The organism is Micrococcus sp. (genome assembly GCF_030523875.1).
GTDB lineage: Bacteria > Actinomycetota > Actinomycetes > Actinomycetales > Micrococcaceae > Micrococcus.
Genome location: NZ_JAUNHR010000081.1, coordinates 1 through 10,445, shown reverse-complemented (window position 1 = coordinate 10,445; position 10,445 = coordinate 1). Strand labels below are relative to the sequence as shown.

The 10,445-nt window shown below is 75.5% G+C and carries 10 protein-coding genes and 1 tRNA gene; 6 read left to right on the top strand and 5 right to left on the bottom strand.

The annotated features are described in order from the left end of the window. Window positions 1–107: 107 nt before the first annotated feature. The 3 genes from treY to Q4D18_RS09755 form a co-directional block, all read right to left on the bottom strand. A complete protein-coding gene (gene treY / locus Q4D18_RS09765; RefSeq protein WP_303127816.1) occupies window positions 108–2,588 on the bottom strand; it encodes a malto-oligosyltrehalose synthase in 2,481 nt (826 codons plus the stop codon). A 68-nt stretch (window positions 2,589–2,656) separates the two neighbouring features. Then, window positions 2,657–3,118 (bottom strand): hypothetical protein, encoded by a 462-nt coding sequence (locus Q4D18_RS09760; RefSeq protein WP_303127814.1) that lies wholly within the window; start codon window positions 3,116–3,118, stop codon window positions 2,657–2,659. Window positions 3,119–3,169: 51 nt separating this feature from the next. Next, window positions 3,170–4,222, bottom strand: coding sequence for an aldo/keto reductase (locus Q4D18_RS09755; RefSeq protein ID WP_303127812.1), 1,053 nt, complete (start codon window positions 4,220–4,222; stop codon window positions 3,170–3,172). 57 nt (window positions 4,223–4,279) lie between these two features. Between Q4D18_RS09755 and Q4D18_RS09750 the strand changes: the two genes are divergently transcribed. Continuing rightward, a complete protein-coding gene (locus Q4D18_RS09750) occupies window positions 4,280–5,182 on the top strand; it encodes a fumarylacetoacetate hydrolase family protein (protein WP_303127810.1) in 903 nt (300 codons plus the stop codon). 77 nt (window positions 5,183–5,259) lie between these two features. Here Q4D18_RS09750 and Q4D18_RS09745 read toward each other — a convergent pair whose 3' ends face one another. Beyond that, window positions 5,260–6,501 carry an endonuclease/exonuclease/phosphatase family protein gene (locus tag Q4D18_RS09745; protein ID WP_303127807.1) on the bottom strand — a complete coding sequence of 414 codons (1,242 nt, stop codon included), beginning with the start codon at window positions 6,499–6,501 and terminating at the stop codon, window positions 5,260–5,262. Between the two features lie 104 nt (window positions 6,502–6,605). On the opposite strand from Q4D18_RS09745, the gene Q4D18_RS09740 reads away from it, so the two are divergent. The 4 genes from Q4D18_RS09740 to Q4D18_RS09725 all read left to right on the top strand — a co-directional run bounded on the left by Q4D18_RS09740 (window position 6,606) and on the right by Q4D18_RS09725 (window position 9,569). Then, window positions 6,606–7,334 (top strand): NAD(P)-binding domain-containing protein, encoded by a 729-nt coding sequence (locus Q4D18_RS09740; RefSeq protein WP_303127804.1) that lies wholly within the window; start codon window positions 6,606–6,608, stop codon window positions 7,332–7,334. A 110-nt stretch (window positions 7,335–7,444) separates the two neighbouring features. Continuing rightward, window positions 7,445–7,930 (top strand): carboxymuconolactone decarboxylase family protein, encoded by a 486-nt coding sequence (locus tag Q4D18_RS09735; protein ID WP_303127801.1) that lies wholly within the window; start codon window positions 7,445–7,447, stop codon window positions 7,928–7,930. A 10-nt stretch (window positions 7,931–7,940) separates the two neighbouring features. Further along, entirely contained in the window at window positions 7,941–9,140 is a 1,200-nt protein-coding gene (locus Q4D18_RS09730) for a pirin family protein (RefSeq protein WP_303127798.1), read from the top strand. A 69-nt stretch (window positions 9,141–9,209) separates the two neighbouring features. Further along, entirely contained in the window at window positions 9,210–9,569 is a 360-nt protein-coding gene (locus Q4D18_RS09725) for a GNAT family N-acetyltransferase (RefSeq protein ID WP_303127795.1), read from the top strand. A gap of 94 nt (window positions 9,570–9,663) precedes the next feature. On the opposite strand, the gene Q4D18_RS09720 is transcribed toward Q4D18_RS09725, so the two are convergent. Continuing rightward, window positions 9,664–9,740 (bottom strand) — tRNA-Pro (locus Q4D18_RS09720). 220 nt (window positions 9,741–9,960) lie between these two features. Between Q4D18_RS09720 and Q4D18_RS09715 the strand changes: the two genes are divergently transcribed. Beyond that, window positions 9,961–10,341, top strand: coding sequence for a hypothetical protein (locus tag Q4D18_RS09715; RefSeq protein ID WP_303127792.1), 381 nt, complete (start codon window positions 9,961–9,963; stop codon window positions 10,339–10,341). The last annotated feature ends 104 nt before the right edge of the window (window positions 10,342–10,445 follow it).

The following is a 10,445-nucleotide window of genomic DNA, read 5'->3' as shown; positions in this document are numbered from 1 at the left end:
GGCCGGGTCCAGGCCGCCGGGGCCGGCGTGCTGGGCGTCCTGGCCGGGCTCCTCGGCGGCGGGGGGCAGGCCGGGGGCGGCGGGGTCGTGGTGCGGGGCGGCGGGGGTCATCGGGTCTCCTCGTCCTCGGGCAGCAGCAGGGCGACGGGCAGGCGGCTGAGCAGCGCGTCCAGGCGGACGGCACCGTGCTCGTCCGGGGTGACGGCGGCGCCGGTCACGGCGCAGCGCCAGCGGCCGGGCGGGACGGTCACCACGGTGTCCCGCCAGCCGCCGGCGGCCTCGAGCGTGGCGGGCAGGCGGGTGGCCACCGTGAGCGCGCCGCCGCGGTCGAACGCGATCGCGTGCGCGGCGGCGGGGCCGTCCACGTCCAGGGGGCGGTAGCCCGTGAACAGCTCCCGGCGGTCCCTCCGGGCGCGCAGGGCGGCGGCCACCACGGCGAGCTTGGCGGAGGCGGGCTCGTCCAGGCCGGGCACGTGGCCGGCGTCGAGGCGGTCCAGCAGGGCGGCGCGGGTCTCGAAGTCCACGGCGCGCCGGTTGTCCGGGTCCACGAGGGACGGGAAGGGGATCTCGGTGCCCTGGTAGACGTCCGGGACGCCGGGGGCGGTGAGCTGCACGAGCTTGTGCCCGAGCTGCACGGCCAGGCCGGGCTCGGCGACCCGGTCCGCCACGGCCTGGACGCGGGCGCGGGTGGCCGAGTCCGCGGCCACGGTCTCGCGGGCCAGGGTGCGCAGCCGGTCCTCGAACGCGTCGTCCTGGTCCGTCCAGGCGGTGTGCACAGCGGCCTCGCGGGCGGCCTTGAGGAGGAACCCCTCGAGCCGCTCCGCCTCCGGGGCGGTGCCGTCCGCGGGCCACACGCCCACGATCGACTCCCACGCCAGCCGCTCGAGCCCCGGCTCCTCCAGCGGGTGCAGCGCCCGCAGCTCCGCGAGCTCGGCCTCCCAGCGGGCCGGGTCCTCCGCGAGCGCCGCGACGCGCGCCCGGACGTCCTCGCCGCGCTTCGTGTCGTGCGTGGACAGGGTGGTCATGGCGTGCGGCCAGGACGCGGCCCGGGCCTGCTGGCGCGCGTGGAACGCGGCCGGCTCCAGGTGCACGTGGGAGGGGTCCCCGCCCACCTCGTTGAGGTTGGACCAGCGCGTCCACCGGTAGAAGGAGCGGTCCTCCACGCCCTTGGCCATCACCATGCCCGAGGACTGCTGGAAGCGGCGGGCCACGGGGGACGCGGGGTCCGCGAGGACCTCGGCCACGTCCCGCAGCAGCTCGGCCTGCCCCGGCCGGGCGGCGCACGCGGCCGTCAGCGCCCGGGCCAGGTGTCCGGACCCCACGGGCAGGTACGTGCGGTACACGGGCATGCCCGCCAGCAGGGCGGCGAAGGCGTCGGTGAGCTCCTCGTCCGAGCGGGAGCCGAGCACGACGGCGGCGCGCGCCTCGCGCACCAGCCGTGCCGTCTCCGCAGCCAGGGAGCCGCGGGCCACGTCCTCCTTCTCCTGGGCGACGAGCTCGGCCCACTCCGCGCGCAGGGCGGCGTCCTCCTCGGGGGTCCCGGCCGCGGCGGGGGCCATGAACACGCGCTCGACCTCGCCGAGGGCGTCGTAGCCGGTGGTGCCGTCCACGGGCCACGCGGCGGGCAGGTCCTCGCCAGGCTCCAGGATCTTCTCCACCACCAGGTACCCCTCCGGCAGCACCCGCTCGCGCAGGCGGCGGACGTAGGCGCCCGGATCGGCCAGGCCGTCGGGGTGGTCCACGCGCAGGCCGTGGACGAGGCCCTCGGCGGTCCAGCGGCGGATCTCGGCGTGGACGGCGTCGAAGACCTCGGGGTCCTCCACGCGCACGCCGGCCAGGGTGGTCACGGTGAAGAAGCGGCGGTAGGCGAGCTCGGCGTCGCCGACGCGCCAGTGCATCAGGCGGTAGTGCTGGCGCTCGTGGACGGCGCGGGCCAGGCGGGCGCGGTCCGCGGTGGGCTCGGCCGCCGGATCCGCGTCCGCGAACACCTCCGCGGCGCGCAGGCCGGTCTCCTCCTCGGCCGCGGCGAGCGAGCCGGGGGCCAGGGGGAAGGCGTTGTCCCAGTACCGCAGGACGCCCTCGTCCCCGGCCTCGCCCGGGACCACCACGAGGCGGTCCAGCTCGGCGTCGGCGCCGCGGGGGTCGTCCTCCGGGCCGTCGCCCAGGACGGGCACCGTCACCCGCCCGCCGCCGGCCTCCCAGTCCACGTCGAACCAGGCGGCGTGCCGGGAGTCGCGGCCGTGGCGCAGCAGGTCCTCCCAGGCCGGGTTGGCGGCGGGGGTGGCCACGCCCAGGTGGTTGGGCACCACGTCCACGAGCAGGCGCATGCCGGCGTCGTGCGCGGTGCGGGCCAGGCGCTCGAGGGCCTCCGGGCCCCCGCGCGCGGGGTCCACGCGGGTGGGGTCCACCACGTCGTAGCCGTGGTCCGATCCGGGCTCGGCGGCCAGCAGGGGCGAGAGGTACAGCCAGTCCACGCCCAGGCGCCGCAGGTAGGGCACGAGGGCGGCGACCGAGTCCAGGGGCAGGTCCTCGCTCACCTGGAGGCGGTAGGTGGAGGCGGGCACGGCGGCGGGGTCTCGGCGGGTCACCTCGCGAACCTAACAGAGGCCCCGGGCGTGCCTGCAGGGGCCGCCGCCGACGGCGTCCCCCGGCCCGGTCAGCCGTTCGGGCCGGGCCGCCAGCGGGAGAGGTCCCGCCCGTGGAAGGGCTCCCCCGTGGGGTCCAGGGCCACGTACACGTCCCGCTCCACCGTCCCGTCCGGGTGCACCAGGTCCGCGGTCAGCGCGCTGCCGGACTGGCGCACGCGCTCCACGTGGTCCACGCCGTACTTGGCGTGGACGTTGGCCTCGAACGCGTGCAGGCCCTCCACGTGCCGCCACGCCCCCACGCCGACGGCGAGCACCGCCGCCACCAGGACGGCGGCACCCAGGCGGCGCTGCAGGCGGGCGTCCTCGAGCACGCGCACCTCGGCGTGCCGGCCCGCCTGCGCGGCCTGGGCGCGGTGCCGGCGGGAGCGCCGGATCCCGAGGGCCAGGAGCGTGCCCCCGACCACGGCGCACAGCAGCGCACCCCAGTAGGCGAGCCACGGCGTCGTCAGGTCCACCGGGACGTACGGCATGCTCGGGTCCTCCCCGGGGCTCGGGCCGTGACGGACGTCACGGCACGGATGTCAGGGAAGCGTCTCACCGCGCGCGGCGGTCCACAAGCGGTGCCACTGGGCGCCGTCCATGCGGGCGGCGGCCGCGTCGGCGCCCGCGCACGCGGCCAGGCGTGCGGGGTCCTGCGTGCCGATCACCGGGCGCACGCCCCACGGCAGCCGCAGCAGCCACGCCAGCACCACGGCCTCGCGGCTGGCCTCGAGCTCGCGCGCCACCTCAGCGACGACGGCGGCCGGCCCGCCCTCGGGGGCGGCGCCGTCCGCGCCGCGGGTGTACCGGCCCTGGGCGAGCGGACCCCACGCCTGCAGCTCGATGCCCTCGGCGGCGCACACGGACCCGAGGTCGGCGGCGCCGGCGGTGGCGGGGGCGGCGTCGTGGTTGGCCAGCACCACGGCCTCCACGAGGGTGCGGTGGTGCAGGCCCAGCTCCATCTGGACGCACTCCAGGCCAGTGCCGTCCGCGGCGAGGTCGGCCAGGGTCCGCTGGTACTCGAGCACGCGGGCGGTGCCCATGTTGGACACGCCGAGCCGGCGCACCAGCCCGGCCTCGCGGGCGTCGAGGAAGGCGCGCACGGTGTCCGCCACGGGGGTCAGCACGTCCGGACGGTGGATGAGCAGCGTGTCCACCGTGTCCGTCCCGAGGCGGCCGAGGGAGGCCTCGAGGCCGGCCCGGACGTACGCCGGCGAGTTGTCGTACCGCACGCGCGGGCGCCCGTCGGGCCCGAGCTCGTGGAGGACGATGCCCGTCTTGGTCTGCACGCGCAGCGCCGCCCGCCGCGCGGCCGGCAGCTCGGCGACGAGCGCGCCCACGGTCTCCTCCGAGACCCCGGCGCCGTAGATGTCCGCCGTGTCCAGGACCGTGACGCCGGCGTCCAGTCCGGCGCGCAGGGCGCCGCGGGCGCGCTCACGGGCGGCCTCGGCCCGCTCCCCGTCGGCCGGGGCGAGCAGGGCGGGGCCCTCGCCGGGGGCGGGCGGCGGCGTGGGCACCGCACCCCATCCCATGGTCCCGAGGATCAGCGGGGATCCGGTGCGCGGCAGGTCGGAGGTCTCGTGCACGGGGGTCATGCGCCCAGCGTCTCACGGGCCGCCCCCGGCGGGCCCGCGCTGTGATGGGATGGCCCCATGAAGCTCGCCACGTTCCGCCAGCCCGACTCCGACCCGGACACCCCGGGCGCCACGTTCGCCGCCGTCATCACCTCCGTCCACCCCGAGGACCCCGAGGTGGCGGTGCGCGCCGTCGCCATCCCGGACTGCCGCGACGTGGGCGAGCTGCTCACCGCCGAGCCCGCCGAGCAGCGCGAGATGGTGGAATCCGCCCTGCGCGGGGCGCAGGAGGACCACGACCTCCTCCTGGACGCCTCCCGGCTGGTCTACGACACGCTCGTCCCGTTCCCCACCAAGGTGATCGCGGTGGGCCTGAACTACCGGGACCACATCAAGGAGACCGGCCAGGACCGGCCCGAGCACCCCACCCTGTTCGCCAAGTTCGCCCAGTCCCTCACCGGCGCGCTCGACCCGATCGAGATCCCGGAGGAGGACCACCGGGTGGACTACGAGGGCGAGCTGTGCGTCGTGGTCGGCGAGCCCGGCCGGCGGATCGCGGTGGAGGACGCGCACGAGCACATCGCCGGGTACGCGGTGGCCAACGACGTCTCCATGCGCGGCTTCCAGGGCCGCACCTCCGAGTGGCTGCAGGGCAAGGTGTGGGAGGCCTCCACGCCGGTGGGCCCGTGGCTGGTCACCCCGGACGAGCTGCCCCGGGACGCCCGGATCACCACGCGCGTCAACGGGGAGCAGCGGCAGAGCGCCAAGCTCAAGGACGTGGTGTTCTCCCCCGAGGAGCTCGTGGCCTACGCCTCGCAGATGGTCACCCTGAACCCGGGCGACCTCATCCTGACCGGCACCCCGGCCGGCGTCGCGGTGGCGCGCAAGGGCCCCGACGGCCGCCGCCCCTGGCTCACCGCCGGGGACGTGGTCGAGGTGGAGATCCCCGGGCTGGGCCGCCAGCGCAACGAGCTCGTCTGATGCCCGGCACCGACGACGCGCCGCGGCCCCGTCTCCCCGTTCACCGGGGGACGGGGCCGCGGCGTGCCCGGACCTGGTCAGCGGCGCGGGTTCCCGGCGACCTTCACGTCCACCCACACGAGGCGGTGGTCCGAGGTGGGGAACGGGTAGGAGCCGGTCAGCTCGGAGCCCGGCTCGCCCTGGGCCGGCCAGAAGACACCGGCGTCCAGGAGCGGGAGGTTCTTCGAGGGCAGTGCCAGGTCCACGCGGAGGTTGCCCAGGGCGGGGCGGTCGTTGAAGTCGGCGGTGTCGTACCGGGGGTCTCCCTCGTGCTGGAGGTTGGCCCCGCCCTGCAGCGCGGACGCCTCGGCCGCGCCGGCCGAGGACGGCTTCGGGTCGCGGATGCGGGAGTGCTCCAGGAGCAGGTCGACGGCGCCGGCCCACGAGTCGCCGTCGACCGGGTCCGCGTTGTAGTCGCCGAGCACCACGAAGCGCTCGCCGCGCGGGAGGCCGCCGCGCACGCCCTCGTCGTCGTAGAGGTAGGCGGCGGTCCGGCCGCCGGTGATGTAGTCCGCCCACAGGCGGATCTCGTCGTGGTTGCGGCGCTGGTTGCGCTTCTCCGGGCCGTCGAAGGAGGGCGGGGTGGGATGCGCGGCCAGGAGGTGCACGGTCTTCCCGTTCACCTCGACCGGCACGTCCCAGTGGGACTTGGAGGACAGGCGCAACTGCTCCTCCTGCTCAGGGGTGTAGTAGTCCTCGGGCATGACGTTGCCCGGCATGTCCACCCAGCGGAAGTCCTGGAACGTGCGGATCCGGTCCTCGAGGATCGGGTGCTGCGAGTAGATCACCATGCCGTACTGGCCCGGGAACAGGCCGAAGCCCCGCGCGTCGTTCGGTCCGCCCACGGTGCCGCTCTGGTCCAGGTCCAGGCCGGAGGGCACGCCCGTGTTCACGGGGGCGGTGTAGCGGTACGGGTAGTGGATCGGGTCCTGGCCCACGGACAGGTAGTTCTCCTGGAACAGGCGGGCGCCCTCGCCGGCGGCGTCGAAGTCGAACTCGTTGATCAGGAGGATCTCCGGGCGGGTGGTCTGCACGACCTCCGCGATGTTCCGGGCCTGCTCGTCGTCCGGGGTGGACAGGTCGCGGACGAGATCGCCCTCGGTGCCGCGGTTGAGGGAGGCGTTGTAGGTGGCGATGCGGACCTCGTGGGAGCCCTGGACGGAGGCGGCGGCGGAGCCGCGCTCCGGGGCGTGGGCGGGGCGGGCGGCCTGGGCGGCCGCGGCGCCGGTGATGGCGAGCGCGGCCACGGCCACGGCGGCGGACAGACCACGAAGGCGCATGGGGACTCCTGGGATGACACGAGCGGGGATGGACGCTCCCAGGGTGGCAGGCGCGGACGAGCCGATGGTGACGAGCCGGTGAACACCCGTGGTGGGATGGGGACATGCCCTCCCCGCACGACGACGCCCTCCCCGCCCCCGCCTTCCGCCTCCCGGGGGCGGTGGGGATCCTCGGCGCGGGCCGCGCCGGGACGGCGCTGGCGCGGGCGATCGCCCGGATCCCGCGCCTGCACCCGGGGACCGCGGCGCCGCGCGTCGTGATGGCGGCGACGCGCCCTCCGGCCGCGGTGCGGCGGCACCTGCTCATCCACGCGCCCGAGGCGGAGGCCGTGCCGGTCGAGGAGCTGGCGGCGGACACCGAGCTGACGGTGGTGGCGGTGCCGCGCGAGGACCTGGACGACGTGGACCCGGCGCTGTTGGCCGGCCCGCGCACGCTCGCCGTGGTGGACATGACCAACACGTGGGGCGATGAGCCGGTGCCGGACTGGCTGGCGGACCCGGGGGACGCGGCGGCCTGGCCGGGGACGGTGCTGATCGCCCGCCGCTGGGCTGCGGCGGGGCTGGCCGTGCCCGTGGTGCGCGCGTTCTCCGAGATCTCCCACCACGAGCTGGACACCGCCGGCCGGACCGAGGAGCCCCGGCGGGCGCTCGGCGTCGGGGCGGACGACCCGGGGCCGGGGCGCGACGCCGTCGCCGCCCTGGTGGCCGCGCTCGGCTTCGAGCCGGTGGAGTACGCGCCGCTGGCGCGGACCGCGGCGCTCGAGCCGGGCGGCCCGGTGTTCGGACGGGAGACGGCGGCGGCCGACCTCGCCCGCGCCCTCCACTCCCGCTGACACGACACGCGCGGCGGACCCGTTCTCGCTGAGGCGGCACGCCCGGCGATCTCGACGCAGAGACGGCGGGCTGGGTTGTCATCGACGTCCGCAGTCGTCACGCTGGGCCCATGACCACTCCCGACCGCCAGGACCCGCTGGCCTTCTACCTCGACAAGGCCGTCCCGGACGCATGGCGGGCCGTCGGCGCGCTGGCCACGGCCGCCCGGGCCGCCGCCGACGACGCCGACCTCGACCGCCAGCTCGTCGAACTGGTGAACCTGCGCGTCTCCCAGCTCAACGGCTGCGCCTATTGCCTCGACGTGCACACCCGCGACGCCGTCAAGGCCGGCCTGAGCCCCCAGCGCCTCGGCCTGCTGCCCGCCTGGCGCGAGTCCCCGGACGTCTACTCTGAGCTCGAGCGCGCCGCCCTCGAGCTCGCCGAGGCCGTGACGAAGCTGCCGGAGCAGGACCAGCAGCAGTACGTGCAGGTCTCCACCCACCACGTCCTCACGGACGCGCAGTACGCCGCGGTGCAGTGGCTCGCGATCGTCATGAACGCCACCAACCGCATCTCCATCCTGTCCCACCACCCGGTCCGCCGCCGGCGGGCGTGAAGGAGGCCCCATGTCCAACGCGGAGAAGGACCCGCAGATCGAGCACTGCCGCGGCGGGGACACACCCGCGCCGTCCGAGGCCGGCGGGCTGCGGGAGGACCTGCCCGAGGCCCGCTTCACGGAGGGGCTGAGCTCCGGCGTGCGGGTCGAAGACGGTGACGGCTGCGCCGTCGAGATCCTCGAGCCCCGAGAGGTGCCCCTGGGCGGGCCCCGCGCCATGCCCGTCAAGCGGACACTGCCGCAGCGCGCCCGCAGCCTCATCGGCGCGTGGTGCTTCCTGGACCACTTCGGCCCCGACGACGTCGCCGTCGCCGGCGGCATGGACGTGGCCCGGCACCCGCACACCGGCCTGGCCACGGTGTCCTGGCTGTTCGAGGGCCGCGTGGACCACGTGGACTCGGCCGGCCACTGGGCGCTCGTCCGTCCGGGCGAGGTGAACCTCATGAACGCCGGCGTCGGGATCACCCACACGGAGTACTCCACGGACGACACCACCGTCCTGCACGGCGCGCAGCTCTGGTACGCGTTGCCGGACTCGCACCGCTTCTCCGAACCGGACCTGCACTCGCACCGGCCGGAGCCGGTGACCGGCGAGGGATGGTCGGCCAAGGTCTTCCTGGGCGAGCTGCTCGGGCAGACCTCCCCGGTGCCCACCGCGCTGCCGCTGACCGGTGTGGAGGTGCGCCTGGAGCCGGGGGCCGAGCTGCGCATCCCGGTCCCGGCCGGGCACGAGCACGGCCTGCTCGCCGTGCAGGGCGCCGTGAGCCTGCAGGGCGTGGACGTCCCCTTCTCGCACCTGGCGTACGTGGGCACGGGCACGGAGGAGCTGGTGGTGCGCGCCGGCGACGAGCCCGTGATCGCCCTGCTGATCGGCGGCGAGCCCCTCGGCGAGCAGATCATCATGTGGTGGAACTTCGTGGGCCGCTCCCAGGAGGAGATCGAGACCTGGCGGGCCGCCTACATGCAGGAGATGGGCTTCGACGCCCCCGGGGACGACTCCCCGCTGGCGCACGTGGAGGCGGGGGGCTTCCGGGGCTCGGCGGGAGAGCCGCTGGGGCACGAGGTCAGCGGTGAGGTCCTGGACGCCCTCGTGGGCACCGCCTACGACGACGGCCGCCCCTTCCCCCAGTTCGGCGCCTTCGCGCGCGATCCGAAGGACCCGATCCCCGCTCCCCCGCTGCCGAACGTCCCGATGCGGCCCCGCGGCTGACCGTCCGCCGAGCCGCCCCGGGCGCGACACGTCCGTCCGACCTCTCACCCCGAACCCAGGAGGACTCCCATGACCGACTCGACCCCCACCCCCGAGGATCCGCAGGTCCGTGATCTCGGCGACCGCTACGCCGTCTACGTGGACGGCTCCGACGACCCCGTCGGCTTCACCCTCTACACGGACCATGAGGGCGCCGACGGCTCCCGCCAGCGCATCTTCCCCCACACCGAGGTGGACGACCAGTACGAAGGCCGGGGTCTCGCCTCGAGGCTCGTCCGCGAGGCGCTCACCCGCAGCACCGCCGACGGGTACCGGATCGTGCCGGTTTGCCCCTATGTGAAGGACTGGATCGACGGGCACGACGCCGTCTCCGCCGACCAGGTGGACGAGCCGACCCGTGACCACCTGGAGGCTGTCGGCGCCGCATGAGCGGCGCCGGCCAGGAGGAACCCCGGGACCGGGAGACCGGAGAGGGCCCGGGAACGACGAAGGCCCCCGCTCATGTGAGCGGGGGCCTTCGTGATGGTCGGGGTGACAGGATTTGAACCTGCGGCCTCGTCGTCCCGAACGACGCGCGCTACCAAGCTGCGCCACACCCCGTCAGACCGCACAACGGCGGACCAACAGGGAATGACTGTACCAGCCCCACCCCCTCCGCGCCACTTCCCCCCTGCCTCACGCCGAGGACGCGGAAGGGGCGGCCATGATGGTGGTCGAACGATGTCGAAGGAGACGACGCATGCTGATCCCATGGCGACGCCGCCCGTCCGCCTCGCCAGCCGTGGCGGCCTCCCGCGCAGCGGCGAGCACGCCGGTGCCGATGAGCGAGCTGGACGGGTGGCTCGCCTCCCTGCGCGGGGTGTTGACGACGGAGCGCTCTCGGATCCGCCCGGACACCTTCGCCCTCCTCTGGTCAGTTCTGGAGCACACGGAGGGGCTCCTGCCGTCATGGGACCGCTGCGCCTCCCTCCGGGCCGCCGATGCCCTCCAGCTGGTCGACGTGCTCACGCGGCGACTCCTGGCCGGACTGCAGGACTTCCTCGTCCTCCCCGACGCCGACAAGCCGGCCCATGCGGACCTCTTCCACCAGGACGTCCAGTCCTGGGCGGATCGCATCGTCCGGCACCGCCGTCGCCTGCTGCGGGTCATCACCAGCCGGCAGGAGGCATGGCGGGAGATCGACGGCCCTGAGCACCGGTGACGCCGTGCGGCGCGGGGAGTCCCAGCTCGCCAGCGCTCAGGAGAACTCTCCTGTAAACGCGGGGAGGCCCCACACCAAACGGTGTGGGGCCTCAACCCTCAAAA